Here is a 17,704-nt window from a genome sequence, read left to right on the forward strand (position 1 = left end):
CGGGGGGACCGGTTCGGCGGCTCGCGCGTGATGTCACCGCAGGATTACTGGGTGGAGAACGGCTGACCGCCGGCGTTCTCCTGGGTGTTGACCGTCGGGGCGTCCTCGAGCGCGGCGGGATCCGTCGCCGAGGCGTCCACCTCGTGGCGCTGGATCTCGCCGGAATGGATCTGTTCCGCGTAGTGGCAGGCCACCCGGTGCGAGGCCGGCACGCCGTCGATCTGCACCACCCGCAGCTGCGGGCGTTCGGTGTCGCAGCGCTCCTCCTGCCGCCACGGGCAGCGGGTGTGGAAGCGGCAGCCGCTCGGCGGGTTGGCGGGGGAGGGCAGGTCGCCGGCCAGGATGATCTGCTCGCGGCGGTCCTCGACCAACGGGTCTGGGATCGGCACCGCCGACATCAGCGCGCGAGTGTAGGGATGCAGCGGTGTGGCGTAGAGCCCGTCCGAATCCGCTTCCTCCACAAGGGATCCCAGATACATGACGCCGACCCGGTCGCTGATGTGCCGGACCACCGCCAGATCGTGCGCGATGACCAGGTAGGTCAGCCCGAACTGCTCCTGCACGTCCTCCAACAGGTTGATCACCTGAGCCTGCACCGACACGTCCAGAGCACTCACCGGTTCGTCGGCGACGATCAACTGGGGGTCGACCGACAGCGCCCGCGCGATGCCGATGCGCTGACGCTGGCCACCGGAGAACTCGTGCGGGTACTTGCGCAGTGCGGCCGCGGGCAGCCCGACCGCCTGCAACAGCTCGCGCAGTCTCGCGCCGGCGGCCGCCTTGTCCTTGGTCAGCCCGTGGGCGTGCATGCCCTCCAACAGCAAGGACTCGACGGTCTGGCGCGGGTCCAGACTGGACAAGGGGTCCTGGAAGACCATCTGCATGTCGCGCCGCTTGGTGCGCAACTCCTCGCCCTGCAGCGTCGACAGGTCGGTGCCGGCGAAGGTCACCGAGCCACCCGTCGGCTCCTCCAGGCGCAGCAGTGCGCGGCCGAAAGTCGACTTTCCACAACCGGATTCACCGACCAGGCCATAGGTCTCGCCCTTGCGGATCTGCAGCGACATACCGTCCACGGCGTAGACGTAGCCGACGGTCTTGTCGAAGATGACACCGCGCTTGATGGGGAAGTGGACCTCCACGTCCTGCGCGTCCAGCAGGACGTCGCCGCCGTCCGTGGCGGCACCCCTGTCCAGCGTCACGGTCTGCTCGCTCATGCCTCTCCTCCCGTCGGCCACGGATTGTGGCACCGCAGCGTGTGCTCCTCGACCGACGTGGAGTCCTGGTCGAGCGCGGGCGTCTGCGCCCGGCACACCTCGATCGCCCGCGAACAGCGCGGCGCGAAAGCACAACCCGACGTCCACGGGATGTTGTCGGCAACCGATCCGGGTATGGCGGCCAGCTGCTCGCTGCGCGAACCGTCCAGCCGCGGGATGGAGCCCAGCAAGCCATTGGTGTAGGGGTGCCGCGGCCGGGCGAACATCTCGTGACGAGAAGCGGTTTCGACGATCCGTCCGCCATACAGGACGTTGACCTCGTCGCACAGCCCGGCCACGACCCCGAGGTCGTGGGTGATCATGATCAGGGCGGTGCCGGAGTCGACGACCAGCTCCTTGAGCAGGTTGAGGATCTGCGCCTGGATCGTGACGTCCAGGGCTGTGGTGGGCTCGTCCGCGATGAGCAGGCGTGGCTTGCAGGCCAGCGCCATGGCGATCAGGGCGCGTTGCCGCATGCCGCCGGACAACTGGTGCGGATATTCCTTCAGCCGTCGTGACGGGTCCGGGATGCCGACCTTGTCGAGCAGGTCGCGCGACTCGGCCATCGCCGCGGACTTCTTCATCCCGCGGTGCCGTTGCAGCACCTCTGCCACCTGGACGCCGATCGAGACGACCGGATTCAGCGACGACAACGGGTCCTGGAAGATCATCGCGATGTCGCGGCCGCGCCGGTCGCGCATCTCCCGGTCGTCCAGCGTCAGCAGGTCGGTGCCGTCGTAGGTCGCCGACCCGGACACCTTGTTGCCGCGCTGCGGCAGCAGGCCCATGATGGCCAGCGACGTCACCGACTTGCCGCAGCCGGACTCGCCGACCAGGCCGACGGTCTGACCCGGTCGCACGTCGAAGGACACGCCGTCGACGGCACGGAACGGCCGCTGCCCCTTGGTGCCGAACTCCACGACGAGGTCGCGCACCGACAGCAAGGTGTCGGTCTTTGCTGGTGCTGGAGCGGTCATGCCGCTCACCTCCGGTTCCGGGGATCGAGAGCCTCACGCAGCGATTCGCCCATCAGCGTGAAGCCGAACGCCACCACGACGATGCAGCCGGCCGGCCAGAAGGCCACGTGCGGTGAGATGTCGAACAGTTGCTGGGCCCTGCCGAGCATCTGGCCCCACTCGGGGGTGGAATCGTCCGGGTTGCCCAGGCCGAGAAAGCTCAGTGCTGCAGCTTCGATGATGGCGGTCGCCAGCACCAGCGTCGCCTGGACGAGCACCGGACCGAGGGAGTTGGGCAGCATGTGCCGGAAGGTGATCGACGAGCGCTTCACCCCCAGCGCCCGGGCGGCGAGCACGTGATCGCTGGCCCGTTGGGTCAGCATCGACCCGCGCAACAGACGCGCGAAGATCGGCACCTGGACGATCGAGATGGCGATGATCAGCGTCCACTGCGACGGCTTGCCGAAGAGGGTCGCGACGGCGAGCGCCAGCACCAGCGAGGGCAACGACAGCATGACATCGACGATGCGCATGACGACCGAGTCGACCCAGCCACCGAACGCCCCCGCGATGGTGCCCAGCACCAGGCCGCCGAACAAGCCGGCCAGCGTGGCCAGCACCCCGACGATGAGCGTCTGGCGGGATCCGAGGATCAGCCGGGACAAGAAGTCGCGGCCCTGGTCGTCGCCGCCCAGCGGGAAGCCGTTCTGCGAGGGTGGGATCGGCGTGGCCGGAGTGACCTGGCCGATCAGGTACTTGGTCGTGCCGTTGTGCGGTGCGATCAACGGCGCGAAGATCGCGACCAGCACGAACAGGATCGTGACCGCGGCGCCGACGAGGAAGACGGGGTTGCGCCGCAGCCGCAGCCAGGCACTGCCGATCAGGCTGAGTCCGCCGGATTCGCTGACGTGCCCGGCGTCCGGGATGTCCGTCTCACCGGCCGTCGCGGCCAGCGCGTCGATGCGGTCCTTCTTGCGTTGCATGGGGTTCATCGCACTCACCTCGTCCGGATCCGCGGGTCGATGACGGCATACGCGATGTCGACGAGCAGGTTGACCAGCACATAGCCGATCGCCGCCATCGTGATCAGCACTTGCAGCACGGCGTAGTCGCGTTGGCTGAACGCCTGCGCGAGCGCGTCACCGACACCGGGGTAGCCGAAGACGGTCTCGGTCAGCACCGCACCGGTGAGCAGTCCGCCGACCTGCAGGCCGATGGTGGTGACCACCGGCAACAGGGCGTTGCGCAGGATGTGCCGGCCGCGGATGATCCGCGCCGACAGGCCCTTGGACTCGGCGGTGCGCACGTAGTCCTCGTTCATCACCTCCAGCACCGAGGCACGGGTGATCCGGAAGATCACCGCGAACGGGATGGACGCGAGCGCGATCGCGGGCAGGATCAGGTGCTTGATCGCATCCCACGAGGCATCGAACTCGCGGGTCAGCAGCCCGTCCAGCACATAGAAGTTGGTGACGCGAGTCGCGTCCAGGTCCGGGCTCTGCCGGCCGGCGACCGGCAGCCAGTTGAGCTCGATGGCGAAGACGTACTTCAGCACGAAGGCCAGGAAGAAGACCGGCACCGCGACGCCGACCAGCGACAACACGACGGAGCTGGTGTCCAGCAGGCCACCGTGCCGCTTGGCGGCGAAGTAGCCGAGGGGGATGGCGGTGATCAGCGCCAGGACGATCGCGAAAAAGGACAACTCGATCGTGGCCGGCAGGCGCTGTAGGAACAACTGCATGGCATCGGTGCCGGCCTGCACCTGGATGGAGGTGCCGAAGTTGCCGTGCACCGCGTTGTCCAGGAAGTGCAGGTACTGCACCGGCAGCGGCTGGTCGAGACCGAGCGTCTTGCGCAGCGCCGCACGGGTGGCGGGCGTCGCGCGCTCGCCGAGGATGGAATCGACCGGGCCGCCGGGCAGCGACCGCAGCCAGGCGAAGAGCAGGACGGAGACGATGAACATGACCAGGACGGCCTGCAGCAGTCGTCGCACGACGAATCTGAGCACGGGGATGGCTCCTACGAAGAGATTACGTGCGCCGGTGGCCGGCACCGAGGACTGACCACGGCACCGGCCACCGGGCGGACGAGGGCTACTTGCTGACCTTGGCGGTCCACAGGTGCTCGTCGGTCAACGGGCTCGGAGTGACGCCGGTGACCTTCTTGCTGAAGACGATCGCGGGCGGCGAGCTCGAGATCGGCAGACCCGGGAGGTAGTCCTCCATGATCTGCTTGTTGAGCTTCTCGTAGGCGGCCGCACGTTGCGACTCGTCGACGATCGAGTCGTCGTCGGCCAGCGCCTTGTGGAACGCGTCGCCCCACGGGTAGACGCCGACGCTCATCTGACCCTTCGGGTCGGAGAAGAAGCTGCCCAGGAAGTTGTCCGGGGTGTTGTAGTCACCCGTCCAACCCATCAGGTATGCCGCGGCGTTGCCGTTCTGGGTGCCGGTGACGTAACCGCCGGCCCACGGCATCGGCTTCGGGGTGACCTTGACCCCGACCGCCGCCCAGTCGGACTTGATCGCGTTGAAGATCTTGTCCGGTGCCGGCATGTAGGGCCGGGTGACCTCGGTGGGGTACCAGAAGGTGATGCTGAGGTTGGACTTGCCGGCGGCCTTCAGCAGTGCCTTCGCCTTGGCCGGGTCGTACTTGTAGGGCTTGAGCGACTTGTTGTAGCCCGCGACCGTGTCGGGCATGAACTGCGTCGCGACCGAGGCGCCGTCCGGCAGCTGCGACTTGACCAGCTGGTCCCGGTTGATCGCGTAGTAGAGCGCCTGACGGACCCGGATGTCCTTCAGGTCGGGGTCGACCTTGGCGTTGAGGCCCAGGTAGAGGATGTTGAACGCCGGGCGGATCTCGAGGTTGTCGTCCTTCTTCAGCGACGGCCAGTCGACCGGGTTGGGCAGGTCGTAACCGTCGATCTGACCGGAGGCCAGCGCCTGCTTGCGGGCGGTCTCGTCGGGGATGATCGAGAAGACGATCTTCTTGACCGTGGCCTTGTCGTCACCCGTGTAGTCGTCGTTGCGGACCAGGGTGACGGTCTTGTTCGTCTTGTCGTAGGACTCGAACTTCATCGGACCGGTGCCGGTCGGGTGCGCATTGGCGTATGCCGGGTAGACGAAGCCCTGGCCCTGCGCCTTGATGCCGTTGGCGTCATACTTCTTCATCGCCGTGGGCGACTGCATGGAGAACGCCGGCAGGCCGAGCAGTGCGGGGAACTTCGAGGTGGGCCGGGCGATCTTGATCACGACGGTCGAGGCGTCCTTGACGGTGCAGCCCTGGTAGAGCTCGTCCTTGGCGCCGTTGTAGCCGCCCATGTTCGTCAGCCAGTACTCCGAGGCTGTCTGCCCGGCCTTGTTCTGGCTGTCCATCCGGGTGAAGTTCTTGCAGACCGCGTCGGCGTTGAACGGCGTGCCGTCGGTGAACTTCACGCCGGTTTTGAGCTTGAACGTCCAGGTCTTGCCGTCGGCCGACGGCTTCCAGCTGGTGGCCAGGCGCGGTGCCACCTCGGCCGTGCCGGGCTTGAAGCCGACCAGGCCCTCGAAGATCTGCCGGCTGACGCGGAACGTCTCGCCGTCGCTGGCGTAGAAGGGGTCGAAGGTGGCGGGTGCACCCGCCGCTCCGAAGTTGAGCGTGGCGTTGCTGTTGCTGGCGCCGTTGCCGGACTTCTTGGAGTCATCTCGCTTGGAACTCGCGCACGAGCTGAGCGCGAGCGTGGAGGCGGCCAACAGCGCGACGGCGGCTGTGGTCTTGGTGACGGCCATGATGATGGGACCTTCCGGTGGAGAAGAGGGTTTTGCGAACGTTACCGAGTCGCCGCTGCTCTCGCCGGGTTTCGCGCACACCGTCATCATCTCGAGATGTGAACCGTCAGGAGGGCTGGTGCGGCCGCCGCAGCAACGGCGGCAGGAAGGCCGCGCCGGGTGTTCCGTTGCCGTCGGCTGCCGCGTCCTGCGGATTGGAGATGGCACATCCTCGCAAGGACAGGCACCCGCAGCCGATGCACGAGTCGAGCCCGTCGCGCAGCTTCTCCAGCGCGGCGATCTGCTCGTCCAGTCGGCCTCGCCAGTGGGTGGTGATGCGCTGCCAGTCCGCCTTCGTCGGAGTGCGGCCGTCGGGCAACCGGTCCAACTCGTCCCGGATCTCCTGCAGGGTCAGCCCGACGTGGGCTGCCGCCCGGATGAACGCCAGCCGTCGCAACACGCTGCGTTCGAACCGCCGCTGGCCACCGGAGTTGCGCTCGGCACGAATGAGCCCCTGCGCCTCGTAGTAGCGCAGGGCGGATGCGGCGAAGCCGCTGCGGCTGGCGACGATGCCGACCGGCAGCAGGTCGTGGGCGTCCATGAACGGCTCCTTCATTCCGCGGTCGGCGAACCGGAGATTGACTTCAAGTTGACTTCAACTTAGAGGATCGCATGAGTGATCCGGAGAGCCGGGGCGGCGAAGCCGGGCGGCCCGTGGTCAGTAGCACGGCAAAACCCTGAGACACTGATGGGGATCCCATCCGCGTAGAAAGGACGAAGACTGCCGCCGCACCGGTGCCGCGTGCGCAGCAGATCTGACAACTCCATGGCCATGAAGTCCCGCAGCGACGTCCGCAACGTCGCCATCGTTGCCCACGTCGACCACGGCAAGACCACGCTGGTCGACAAGATGCTCTGGCAGACGGGTGCCTTCAGCGAACGCCAGACCGTCGAGACCACCGGCGAGCGCGTCATGGACTCCGGTGACCTGGAGCGCGAGAAGGGCATCACGATCCTGGCCAAGAACACCGCGATCTCGTATGACGGGCCGTCCGCCGACGGCCAGTCGATCACCATCAACATCATCGACACCCCCGGTCACGCCGACTTCGGCGGCGAGGTCGAGCGCGGCCTGTCGATGGTCGACGGCGTGGTGCTGCTGGTGGACGCCAGCGAGGGGCCGCTGCCGCAGACCCGCTTCGTGCTGCGCAAGGCGCTGGCCGCCAAGATGCCGGTCATCCTGTGCATCAACAAGGTCGACCGGCCCGACTCCCGCATCGCGGAGGTCGAGGAGGAGACCTACGAGCTGTTCATGGACCTGCTCGAGGACGCCGACGCGGACGCCGATCAGCTCGACTTCCCGGTGGTCTATGCCTCGGCCAAGGCCGGCGTCGCCTCCACCACCCGTCCCGACAACGGTGGGCTGCCCGACGGCGCAGACCTCGAGCCGCTGTTCAAGACGATCCTGGAGACCATCCCGGCGCCGGTGTATGACGACCAAGCGCCGCTGCAGGCCCACGTCACCAACCTGGACTCCAGCAACTTCCTCGGCCGACTCGCCCTGCTGCGCGTGCACAACGGCGAGATCAAGAAGGGCCAGCAGGTTGCCTGGTGCCGCCACGACGGATCGCAGCAGACGGTGAAGATCACCGAGCTGCTGATGACCCGAGGCCTGGACCGGGAGCCGGCCGACAGTGCCGGTCCCGGTGACATCATCGCCGTCGCCGGCATCCCGGAGATCACCATCGGTGAGACGCTTGCCGACCCCGAGAACCCCGTGCCGCTGCCGCTCATCACCGTCGACGAACCTGCCATCTCGATGACCATCGGCACCAACACCTCGCCGATGGTGGGCCGGGTGCGCGGTTCGAAGGTCACCGCCCGCATGGTCAAGGACCGCCTCGACCGGGAGCTGATCGGCAACGTGTCGCTGCGGGTGCTGCCGACCGAGCGTCCGGACGCCTGGGAGGTGCAGGGCCGCGGTGAACTGGCGCTGGCCATCCTGGTGGAGCAGATGCGCCGCGAGGGCTACGAGTTGACCGTCGGCAAGCCGCAGGTCGTCACCAAGGAGGTCGACGGCAAGCTGCACGAGCCGGTCGAGCACCTGACGATCGACACCCCCGAGGAATACCTCGGCACGATCACCCAGATCATGGCCGCCCGCAAGGCGCGCATGGAGCAGATGACCAACCACGGAACCGGTTGGGTGCGCATGGAATTCGTCGTACCCTCCCGCGGCCTCATCGGATTCCGCACCGAGTTCCTGACCGAGACCCGCGGCACGGGCATCGCCAACCACGTCTTCTCCGGGTACGAGCCGTGGCACGGCACCATCACCACACGTCTGTCCGGCTCGCTCGTCGCGGACCGCTCGGGCGCGGTGACGTCATACGCCATGGTCAACCTGCAGGAGCGCGGCGTGCTCTTCGTCGAGCCGTCGACCGAGGTCTACGAGGGCATGATCGTCGGCGAGAACTCCCGCGCCGACGACATGGACGTCAACATCACCAAGGAGAAGAAGCTCACCAACGTGCGCGCCTCCAGCGCGGACAACTTCGAGAAGATCTTCCCGCCGCGCAAGCTGTCGCTGGAGCAGAGCCTGGAGTTCTGCCGGGAGGACGAGTGCGTGGAGGTGACCCCGGAGACGGTGCGCATCCGCAAGGTCGTGCTCAACGCCGGTGAGCGCGCCCGCACCGCGGCCCGCGCCCGGAGCGCCGCCAAGAGCTGATCCGACGTTCTCCTCCCCTCGAGTGACGGGTATTCCGAAAGAGCACTGAGCATGAGACTGGTCTTCGTCCACGCCCACCCCGACGACGAGTCGTTGTGGACCGGGCTCGCGATCGCGCACCACGCCGCGCGCGGCGATGACGTGCACGTGCTCACCTGCACCCTCGGTGAGGAGGGGGAGGTCATCCCGGCCGAACTGCAGCACCTGCAGCTGCCCGCCGACCAGCCACGTGCCGCCGACAGCCCCGATCCGCTGGCGGACCTGCGCCGGGACGAGCTGCACGCGGCGATCAAGGAACTCGGCGCCAGCACGGTCACCGTGCTGGCGGACGGCCGGTTCCGCGACTCCGGCATGGCCGGGATGCCGTCGGCGGCCCATCCGCGGGCGTTCACCGGTGCGCCGACCGATGAGGCCAGCGGCGCCATCGCGGCATACCTGCAGGCGGTGCGGCCGCACGTCGTCGTCACCTATGACGCGCACGGCGGCTACGGCCACCCCGACCACATCCGGACCCACGAGGCGACGCGTGCCGCGGTGGCCGGCCTGCCGCAGCCACCGGCGCTGTATGCCGTGGTGACGCCGCGCAGCTGGGCGATCGAGGACCGCGCCTGGCTGGCCGAGCACGCCACCCGGCCCGGCGTGATCGTGCCCGCCCCGGAGGAGACCTTCCTACCCAGCGTCGTGCAGGACACCGAGGTCACGCACACCGTCGTCGACGACGCGGCGCTGGGCCGGCAGATCGCCGCGCTGCGCCGGCACCGCACCCAGGTGTCGGTCGTCGACGGCTACTACACCCTGTCCAACGACGTCGCGACCCGGCTGGCTGCGCGCGAGGCGTTCCAGCGGCTGGACCCGGTCACCGGTGATGTGATGCCCGTCGTGACGGACGGCTTGCGGCATACGGGATTGATGGCATGAGCGAGGAGTTGGCCGCTGGTCGGCCGCCGGAGTCCGTTGATCCGGACGCGTACCGCCAGGTGATGGGCCGGTTTGCCACCGGCGTCTCGGTGGTCACCACCCGGCTGGGCGACATCGATCACGCGATGACCGCCAACGCGATCATGTCGGTGTCGCTGGAGCCGGTGCTGATGGTGATCAGCGTGGAACGGGAGGCGCGCTTTCACGATGCGGTGATCGAGGCCGGTGCCTTCGGGGTCAGCCTGCTGCCGGAGTCCGAACGCAAGACCGCCGCGTGGTTGTCCACCCGCGGCCGTCCGCTGCACGGCCAGCTCGACCGGGTGGAGTTCCACCGCGGCCCGCAGACCGGTATGGCACTGCTCGACAACGCGCTCGGCACCCTCGAATGTCACACCTACGACACGGTTCCCGCAGGTGACCACACGCTGGTGATCGGCGACGTACGCTCGGTCTCGATCACAGACAGGCCAGGGGATGCCCTGATCTATTACCGGGGCGCATTTGGAGTACAACGTTGAGCACGAACGCATCGGGCGGGGGCCGCGCACGCGGTGGTGGACGCAACGATCGGTGGCGCAAGGGCCTGTTGATCGGCGGCCCGACTGCGGTGGTCGTGCTCGCGGGTGCGTATGTCGGGCTCGCGGCCTGGCAGTCCGGCAAGATCCAGGGCGGCACCACGGTGGCCGGGCAGGACGTCGGCGGCATGAGCGCCGCCGACGCGAAGGCGCGGATCGCGGCGGCGGCCGCGCGACAGCTCAAGACGCCGGTCACGATCTCCTCCGGCAGCAAGACGCTCACCCTGCAGCCCGCGTCGTCGGGCCTGTCCATCGACACCCAGGGCACCGTCGACGGGCTGACCGGTTTCTCGCTGAACCCCTCGACCGTGTGGCATCGGCTGACCGGTGACGGCCCGAGCCGCGACGTGACGCCGCGGGTGGACCAGCAGCAGCTCTACCGGGCGATCTCCTCCCAGGCCGAGCAGCTCGAGGGCGCGCCGAAGAACGGTTCGGTGAAGTTCGTCGACGGCAAGGTCGTCACGACCGCGTCGACCCCGGGCAAGGGCGTCGACGTCAAGGCGATGACGAAGCAGATCGCCGCCGGCTGGCCCGGCACCAAGCACTACACCGCTGCGATCGCCGAGCAGCCTGCGGCCCTGACCGACGCGGAACTGCAGCGCTTCGTGAAGAAGTTCGCGGATCCTGCGATGTCCGGGCCGGTCACCGTGAAGGCCGGCGGCAAGCGGGCGACACTTCAGGCCAACGACATCTCCGGCGTGCTGAGCAGCACCTTCGACGGCACGTCGCTCCAGCCCCGGGTCGACGAGAAGGCGCTGGCCACGTTGCTGGACCACCGCGCGAGTGACCTGACGACCCCGGCCGTCAACGCCAAGCTCCGGCTCCAGGGCGACACGAGCAGCGTCATACCCGGAAAGAACGGGACCGCGCCGGACACCAAGGGCGCCGGCAAGCTGCTCATCGCGGCGCTCACCGCTCCCGACCGCACCATGTCGCTGCCGACCACAGCGCTGAAGCCGACGGTCACCGCGGCGCAGCTGAAGCAGACCAAGGTCGGTGACCAACAGATCTCCGAGTTCGTGTCGGTCTTCCCGACCGGGCCGGAGAACGCCGCCCGCACGGAGAACATCCGGGTCGGCCTGGCGAAGATCAACGGCATCGTGGTGCAGCCGGGCGAGACGTTCTCGCTGCTGAACGTGCTGCGGCCGTTCGACGCAGCACACGGATACGTCAACGCGCCGATCCTCGTCGGCGGCATCGACGTGCCGGGCATGGGCGGCGGCATCTCGCAGGTGTCGACCACGCTCTACAACGCGACGTTCTTCGCCGGCGTGAAACTGGTCGAGCACACCGCCCACGCCTACTGGATCCCGCGTTACCCGATGGGCCGGGAAGCCACCATGCTCGACCCCACGATCGACAACAAGTGGACCAACGACACCAGTCATCCGATCCGGATCCAGGCCGGCATCGAGGGCCACGCCTCCGTCATACGGCTGTATGGCGTCAAGACGTTCACCGTGTCGACCACCACGAGCGGAAAGTTCGACATCCAGCAGCCCGGGCCGACCAGGCACCTGACCGGTGCCAAGTGCATCCCGCAGCCGCCGCAGGACGGTTTCAAGGTGACGGTCACCCGGCTGGTGAAGGACCTGTCCGGCAAGGTCGTCAAGGACGAGAGTGTGACGACCCATTACGTCCCCGCGGTGCGCGTCACCTGCAACTGACCGTCTGAGTCACGGTGCACCGATGTCCCGGCCCCAGGGCGGGGATGGCGATCGCTCCAGCCCGGCCGCCGACAGGACCTGGATCAGACCTTGCGCGTGGAATGCGTCCTGCCACGTCCAGCGCGCGAACCCGACCCCGGAGCGACGGGCCCGATCCTCGCGGCGCTTTTCCCTGATGACGATGTTCTCGCTGGCCACGTCGCCGGCATCTCCGGTCGCTCGGTACTTGCGCAGGCCGTCGAACTCTCCGATCAGCCCGGCCCAGCCGAGATCACCCCGGCCGAGTGATCGTGCACACGTTGTTACGGAGCGCCCAGTCGCCGGCGACAAGTCCGCAGGCCAGCGACCTGGTGCGGGCCAGGTCGATCACCGTCCGCGCCGGGGGAGTGACCTGCAGTCCGGCGACCATGACCGGCTCGGGCAGGTAGGTCACCCGATGGCGGCACACCATGGTGCTGGACCCTGCCGCCCCGGCATCGACGAGCACATCGATCCGGCCCGGGTAACCGCCGAGCACCGGCATACGCAACATGGCGGCGGCCGACACCAGACCCAGCATCGGTAGCGGACACGGACGAGCCGAGCCGGTCGGCCGCGCGTGCCGATGAACGATGCGGGTCTGATGCCGCGGCGGGCGAAATGCGCGTTGGACATGATCTCGCGCGGATCGAGCGGTTGGTCGGGCATCGGCATACCCTGGCAAACTCCGTCCGACCGGCGCAGAGACCATCCACAGGCCGACTCCACTGTGACGGTCGTGTGCACGAGGGACGGCCGTCAACGGGCGTCACTGGTGCAAGAAGCCGTCAGTCTTCCGGTGTGGCGTAGTGGTACTCGTGGTGCACCCGCCAGCCGAGTGACTCGTAGAGGCCGACCGCTGCGACGTTGTCGGCGGCAACCTGCAGATATTGCATCGGGATGCGCCGGTCGGCCGCGATGCCGGCGGCCGTTGCCATGATCGCGCGAGCCACGCCGGTGCGGCGTGCGCCGGGATCGGTGTGCACGTCGAAGATGCCGCTCCAGCCACCGTGGAACGCCAGGCGAGCGTGGCCGACCGGCCGGTCGCCGATGTATGCCGTGAGGTATGCCGACTCGGGAACGAGACCCAGGATCCGGGCGAGCGTCTCGCGATGGTCCAGGGCACGGGGTGACGCGGCAGACCACCAGTCGTCGGTCGGTGCGCTGCGGGACGTCTCGACCCGCACGCCGGGGGCGACGGCTCGCCGGGCGGTCGTCGTCCTGGTCATGACCAGCGTGCGCACGACGAAGCGCCAACCCCGTTGTGCCAGAACGGTACCCAGCGGGGTCGCGGACGGTGCGACGTTTTCCGGGTGCGGAAGCTGGATCAGCGCCGGTTGATCGTGATCGGCATACCAGGCCGCCACCCGGTCCACCGCGTGATCCAGCGGTATGCCCGGATCGCCCACTGGCAGAGAAGAATTGGCCCGTCCCGTGTAACCCTCTGCAGATCGCACCAGCCACTCACCGACGTATGTCGAGACCAGCGGCGGCATACCGGCCGTCATCAGGACCTGCAGTGCGTCGATCCCGATCGTGTCCGCGTCGGTGACGTGTGCCCGACGGTGCTTGCGGGCGGGCGCCGGCGGGACGCGCTTGGCCAGCACGATGCTCGCGCGCGGCACCGTGACGGGTCCGCGACGGGTGGTCACGACGACAGCCTCGTCGCTGACCGACGCGACCTCACCCACGGCGTCGGTCAGCGTCGGACCGCCCGGCTCGAGCCCGCTCGCGGCCAGCTGGAAGCGCAGCACGACGCGCGTCCCGGCGACCAGCAGGTTGCTGAGGTGAGACTGACTGACCGGGTCCGAAGGCACGACGGCATACTAGGAGGCGAATAACGACCCGTCGGCCGTCGTCGCGCGGCCACGCATGCTTCGCAGCAGGAGGACCTTTCGTATGACCTACGTCATTGCACAGCCGTGCGTCGATGTGAAGGACAAGGCGTGCATCGAGGAATGTCCGGTCGACTGCATCTACGAAGGCAAGCGCAGCCTCTACATCCAGCCCGACGAGTGCGTGGACTGCGGCGCGTGTGAGCCGGTGTGCCCGGTCGAGGCGATCTACTACGAGGACGACACCCCCGAGCAGTGGGCCGACTACTACAAGGCCAACGTCGAGTTCTTCGACGACATCGGCAGCCCGGGCGGCGCCGCCAAGATGGGCATGATCGACAAGGACCACCCGATCATCGCCGCGCTCCCGCCGCAGAACGCCGCGGAAGCAGCGGAGTGACCCTCGCGGGTCCCGTGCGCCATGCCCGTCGCTGACCTGCCCGACTTTCCCTGGGACTCGCTGGCCGGCGCCAAGGCCACCGCGGCGGCGCACCCGGACGGCATCGTCGACCTGTCGGTCGGCACGCCCGTCGACCCGACACCCGCTGTGCTGCAGGAGGCGCTGACCGCGGCCGCCGACGCGCCGGGATATCCGCAGGTGTGGGGGACACCCGACCTGCGGAAGGCGGTCGCCGGCTGGTTCGCCCGCCGCCGTAACGCCTCCGCGGTCGACCCCGACTCGGTCATGCCGGTCATCGGCACCAAGGAGTTGGTGGCGTGGCTGCCCACGCTGCTGGGCCTCGGCGCCGGCAGCTCGGTCGGCATCCCCGAGCTGGGTTATCCGACGTATGACGTGGGCGCCCGCCTCGCCGGCGCCACGCCGCGGGCAGCTGCCAGTCTGCTGCAGTTCGGCCCGATGGCCCCACAACTGCTGTGGATCAACACTCCGGCCAACCCGCACGGCCAGGTGCTGCCGGTCGACCACCTCAAGAAGGTCGTCGCGTGGGCGCGCCAACGCGGGGTGATCGTGGCCAGCGACGAGTGCTACGCCGAGCTCGACTGGCGTGCGGACGCGGATGGTCCGACCACTCCGAGCATCCTGGACGACCGGATCTGTGACGGAAGTCATGAAGGGCTGCTGTCGGTCTACTCGCTGTCCAAGCAGAGCAACCTGGCCGGCTACCGCGCCGGTTTCGTGGCCGGTGACACCGAGCTGGTGCAGCGACTCGTGCAGGTCCGCAAGCACGCCGGGATGATCGTGCCGTGGCCGGTGCAACGCGTCGTCCTGGCGGCCGTGCAGGACGACGCGCACGTCGCCGCGCAGAAGCAGATCTACGCGGCGCGCCGCGCGGAGCTGAAAGCCGCTCTGCTGCAGGCGGATTGGCGCATCGACCACTCCGAGGCGGGGCTCTACCTGTGGGCCACGCAGGGCAAACCGTGCCGGCAGAGCGTCGACGAACTGGCCGCGCTCGGCATCCTCGCGGCACCCGGCGATTTCTATGGTGCCGCGGGCGCGCAGCACGTGCGCATCGCGCTCACCGCGACCGACGAGCGAATTTCCGCTGCGGCGAAGAGATTGGTTTCTTGACATGGGGTCGCACGCTGTCCTGTCAAGACCCTGAGGTACCGTCGATTTCGCTGACTTCCCCGGCAATGTCGCCGGTTGACGTATAAGGACGGAAAGCGAATATGACTGACCAGGCACCTGCCACATTCCAGGCAGGGGACAAGACGCTCGAGTTCGGGATCGTTCCCGCGACCGAGGGTAACGACGGTTACGACATCTCGAAGCTGCTCGGCGAGACCGGCAACGTCACTCTCGACGTCGGCTTCGTCAACACCGCCTCCTGCAAGTCGGCGATCACCTACATCGACGGCGGCGCCGGCATCCTGCGCTACCGCGGCTACCCGATCGAGCAGCTCGCGGAGAAGTCGACCTTCCTCGAGGTCTCCTACCTGCTGATCTACGGTGAGCTGCCGACCACGGCCCAGCTGGAGGAGTTCACCGAGCGCATTCGGCGTCACACGATGCTGCACGAGGACCTCAAGGACCTGCTCGCCGCGTTCCCGCGCGACGCCCACCCCATGTCGGTGCTGTCTGCCGCGGTCTCCGCACTGGGCACCTTCTACCAGGACTCGCTGTCCATCACCGACCGCGACCAGATCGAGCTGTCGACCGTCCGGCTGATGGCCAAGCTGCCGACGATCGCGGCATACGCCCACAAGAAGAGCCAGGGCCAGCCGACGCTCTACCCGGACAACAAGCTGAGCCTGGTCGAGAACTTCCTGCGGATGACCTTCGGCTTCCCGTCCGAGGACTACGACGTCGATCCGGTCGTCGCCAAGGCTTTGGACCAGCTGTTCATCCTGCACGCCGACCACGAGCAGAACTGCTCGACCTCGACGGTGCGCCTCGTCGGCTCCGGCCACGCCAACCTCTTCGGTTCGATCTCGGCCGGCATCCACGCCCTGTCCGGCCCGCTGCACGGCGGAGCCAACGCGGCCGTGCTGGAGATGCTGGACAGCATCGAGAGCGAATTCGGCGGCGACGTCGACAAGTTCGTCGAGAAGGTCAAGAACAAGGAGACCGGTGTGAAGCTCATGGGCTTCGGGCACCGCGTCTACAAGAACTACGACCCGCGCGCGGCCATCGTCAAGAAGTCCGCCGACGAGATCCTCACGAAGATGGGTGTCGACGACCCGCAGCTGGAGATGGCGATGCGGCTGGAGGAGATCGCGCTCCAGGACGACTACTTCGTCTCGCGCAAGCTCTACCCGAACGTCGACTTCTACACCGGCCTCATCTACAAGGCCATGGGCTTCCCGACCGAGATGTTCACCGTGCTCTTCGCCATCGGCCGCCTGCCGGGCTGGATCGCCCAGTGGCGCGAGATGATGGAGGACCCGGCCACCAAGATCGGCCGTCCGCGGCAGATCTACGTCGGCGAGTCCGCTCGCGACTACCCGGCCAACGGCTGAACTTTCTGCTCGACTCCTCGCACGGCACAGGCCGGGCTGCACGAACTCGTTCGTGTAGCCCGGCCCTTGTATTGCGAGGAGTCGAAGCCGGGGTTAGAGCGCCGGGCCGAAATCCGTGCAGGACGGCTCGAAGTCGGCCGGGCCGCCGCCGAGCGCGTTCATCGTCAGCTGCAGCGTCGGGCCGTCCAGGAAGAACCCGACGTGACCGACGGTGTCGGCCGGACACAGATCCTGCACCACGAGGTTCTGCGCACCGGGCAACGATTGGGCCCGGTATGGCGTGACGACCGCGTCATACTTCGTCTGGATCGTGACGTACTTCGGCCCGTTCGGCAGCGGTATGGCGCCCGTGCGTTGGTTGTATGCCGAACCGACCTGCTGGTCGCGCAGCCCCGGTGCCCCCCACGCCGCGAGGCCCACGTTGGCGATGCCCAGCACACCGAGCGCGGCAGCGGCGGTCGTGATGCCGGACAGCGTGGTCCCGTTCGAGCTCTGACCCCAGCCGACATACGTGCCGACCTTGTTGCCGCCGTCGTGCAGCTTGACGTAGTTGATGCCCATCGAGCCGCCCTGGCTGTGTCCGACGATGTCGACCTTGTCGGCGCCGGTGGCCGCCAGCACCCGGTCGATGAACGCCGCGACCTGATTGCCGGAGTCGGTCTCGGTGTCCAGCCCGCCGACGCGGCCGGCCGACAGCCAGGTCATGCCGAAGTTGGTGGCGAAGACGCAGTAACCGGCGTTCTTGAGCATCGGTGACAGCGCGACGAAGTTGGAGCCGATGTTGGCGAAGGTGCCCGGCAGCAGCACGACCGGATCCGGATGCGCAGCGGTCGGCTCGCAACTCCAGTCGTTGGCGCCGGCGACCGAACCGGGATGGAAGGCATAGCCCGCGGCCGCCTGGGGCAGGCCGCCGACGGGCAGGCTCGTGTCCGCTCGCGCCGCCGGTGCCGCTGCGGTGGCGAACAGGACCGCTGCCGTGCCGGCGCAGGCGAGGGACAGGGACGTCGACCGGGTGAGACGCATGAGGACCTCCATCGGAGTGAACTGGGTCACTCAACGCTACCTACGTTTCGGTAGGTAAGGGTGTCTCGC

General features: G+C 68.0%; 17 protein-coding genes. 7 read left to right on the top strand and 10 right to left on the bottom strand.

Annotation, left to right across the window (positions count from 1 at the left end):
* Positions 1 to 44 precede the first annotated feature (44 nt).
* The 6 genes from ACYVBN_RS01300 to soxR all read right to left on the bottom strand — a co-directional run bounded on the left by ACYVBN_RS01300 (position 45) and on the right by soxR (position 6,553).
* The gene (locus ACYVBN_RS01300) at positions 45 to 1,214 is read right to left on the bottom strand and encodes an ABC transporter ATP-binding protein (RefSeq protein WP_460598979.1); all 1,170 of its coding nucleotides are present in this window, start codon (positions 1,212 to 1,214) and stop codon (positions 45 to 47) included.
* The gene (locus ACYVBN_RS01305) at positions 1,211 to 2,230 is read right to left on the bottom strand and encodes an ABC transporter ATP-binding protein (RefSeq protein ID WP_460598980.1); all 1,020 of its coding nucleotides are present in this window, start codon (positions 2,228 to 2,230) and stop codon (positions 1,211 to 1,213) included. The genes ACYVBN_RS01300 and ACYVBN_RS01305 overlap by 4 nt, the downstream gene beginning before the upstream one ends.
* Before the next feature lie 5 nt (positions 2,231 to 2,235).
* Positions 2,236 to 3,201 carry an ABC transporter permease gene (locus tag ACYVBN_RS01310; protein ID WP_460598981.1) on the bottom strand — a complete coding sequence of 322 codons (966 nt, stop codon included), beginning with the start codon at positions 3,199 to 3,201 and terminating at the stop codon, positions 2,236 to 2,238.
* Positions 3,202 to 3,206: 5 nt separating this feature from the next.
* Positions 3,207 to 4,217: an ABC transporter permease gene (locus tag ACYVBN_RS01315; protein WP_460598982.1), complete on the bottom strand. Its 1,011-nt coding sequence runs from the start codon at positions 4,215 to 4,217 to the stop codon at positions 3,207 to 3,209.
* Between the two features lie 85 nt (positions 4,218 to 4,302).
* Complete coding sequence (locus tag ACYVBN_RS01320) at positions 4,303 to 5,973, bottom strand: ABC transporter substrate-binding protein (RefSeq protein WP_460598983.1); 1,671 nt, start codon at positions 5,971 to 5,973, stop codon at positions 4,303 to 4,305.
* A 106-nt stretch (positions 5,974 to 6,079) separates the two neighbouring features.
* On the bottom strand, positions 6,080 to 6,553 hold the full coding sequence (soxR, locus tag ACYVBN_RS01325) for a MerR family transcriptional regulator (protein ID WP_460598984.1): 474 nt from the start codon (positions 6,551 to 6,553) through the stop codon (positions 6,080 to 6,082).
* Between the two features lie 225 nt (positions 6,554 to 6,778).
* Between soxR and typA the strand changes: the two genes are divergently transcribed.
* From typA to ACYVBN_RS01345, 4 genes are read left to right on the top strand one after another with little or no spacing between them, the layout of a single operon-like run.
* Complete coding sequence (gene typA, locus ACYVBN_RS01330; protein ID WP_460598985.1) at positions 6,779 to 8,680, top strand: GTP-binding protein TypA/BipA; 1,902 nt, start codon at positions 6,779 to 6,781, stop codon at positions 8,678 to 8,680.
* A 51-nt stretch (positions 8,681 to 8,731) separates the two neighbouring features.
* Positions 8,732 to 9,598, top strand: coding sequence for a PIG-L family deacetylase (mshB, locus tag ACYVBN_RS01335; RefSeq protein WP_460598986.1), 867 nt, complete (start codon positions 8,732 to 8,734; stop codon positions 9,596 to 9,598).
* Complete coding sequence (locus ACYVBN_RS01340; protein WP_460598987.1) at positions 9,595 to 10,116, top strand: flavin reductase family protein; 522 nt, start codon at positions 9,595 to 9,597, stop codon at positions 10,114 to 10,116. Before mshB ends, ACYVBN_RS01340 begins: the two co-directional genes overlap by 4 nt.
* Positions 10,113 to 11,840 (top strand): VanW family protein, encoded by a 1,728-nt coding sequence (locus tag ACYVBN_RS01345; RefSeq protein ID WP_460598988.1) that lies wholly within the window; start codon positions 10,113 to 10,115, stop codon positions 11,838 to 11,840. The genes ACYVBN_RS01340 and ACYVBN_RS01345 overlap by 4 nt, the downstream gene beginning before the upstream one ends.
* 9 nt (positions 11,841 to 11,849) lie before the next feature.
* Here the strand turns inward: ACYVBN_RS01345 and ACYVBN_RS01350 are convergent, their stop codons facing one another.
* The 3 genes from ACYVBN_RS01350 to ACYVBN_RS01360 form a co-directional block, all read right to left on the bottom strand.
* Positions 11,850 to 12,038, bottom strand: a complete 189-nt coding sequence (locus ACYVBN_RS01350; protein ID WP_460598989.1) for a hypothetical protein — start codon at positions 12,036 to 12,038, stop codon at positions 11,850 to 11,852.
* A gap of 73 nt (positions 12,039 to 12,111) precedes the next feature.
* Positions 12,112 to 12,387 (bottom strand): hypothetical protein, encoded by a 276-nt coding sequence (locus tag ACYVBN_RS01355; protein WP_460598990.1) that lies wholly within the window; start codon positions 12,385 to 12,387, stop codon positions 12,112 to 12,114.
* A gap of 259 nt (positions 12,388 to 12,646) precedes the next feature.
* Positions 12,647 to 13,675, bottom strand: a complete 1,029-nt coding sequence (locus ACYVBN_RS01360; protein WP_460598991.1) for a GNAT family N-acetyltransferase — start codon at positions 13,673 to 13,675, stop codon at positions 12,647 to 12,649.
* A gap of 82 nt (positions 13,676 to 13,757) precedes the next feature.
* Here ACYVBN_RS01360 and fdxA point away from each other — a divergent pair, with 82 nt between their 5' ends.
* From fdxA to ACYVBN_RS01375, 3 genes are all read left to right on the top strand, one after another.
* Positions 13,758 to 14,093 carry a ferredoxin gene (fdxA, locus tag ACYVBN_RS01365; RefSeq protein ID WP_440284036.1) on the top strand — a complete coding sequence of 112 codons (336 nt, stop codon included), beginning with the start codon at positions 13,758 to 13,760 and terminating at the stop codon, positions 14,091 to 14,093.
* A gap of 21 nt (positions 14,094 to 14,114) precedes the next feature.
* Positions 14,115 to 15,221: a pyridoxal phosphate-dependent aminotransferase gene (dapC, locus tag ACYVBN_RS01370; RefSeq protein WP_460598992.1), complete on the top strand. Its 1,107-nt coding sequence runs from the start codon at positions 14,115 to 14,117 to the stop codon at positions 15,219 to 15,221.
* A gap of 101 nt (positions 15,222 to 15,322) precedes the next feature.
* On the top strand, positions 15,323 to 16,612 hold the full coding sequence (locus ACYVBN_RS01375; protein ID WP_460598993.1) for a type II citrate synthase: 1,290 nt from the start codon (positions 15,323 to 15,325) through the stop codon (positions 16,610 to 16,612).
* Positions 16,613 to 16,705: 93 nt separating this feature from the next.
* Here the strand turns inward: ACYVBN_RS01375 and ACYVBN_RS01380 are convergent, their stop codons facing one another.
* Positions 16,706 to 17,665, bottom strand: coding sequence for an esterase/lipase family protein (locus tag ACYVBN_RS01380; RefSeq protein WP_460598994.1), 960 nt, complete (start codon positions 17,663 to 17,665; stop codon positions 16,706 to 16,708).
* Positions 17,666 to 17,704 lie beyond the last annotated feature (39 nt).

The organism is Flexivirga lutea (assembly GCF_054778955.1).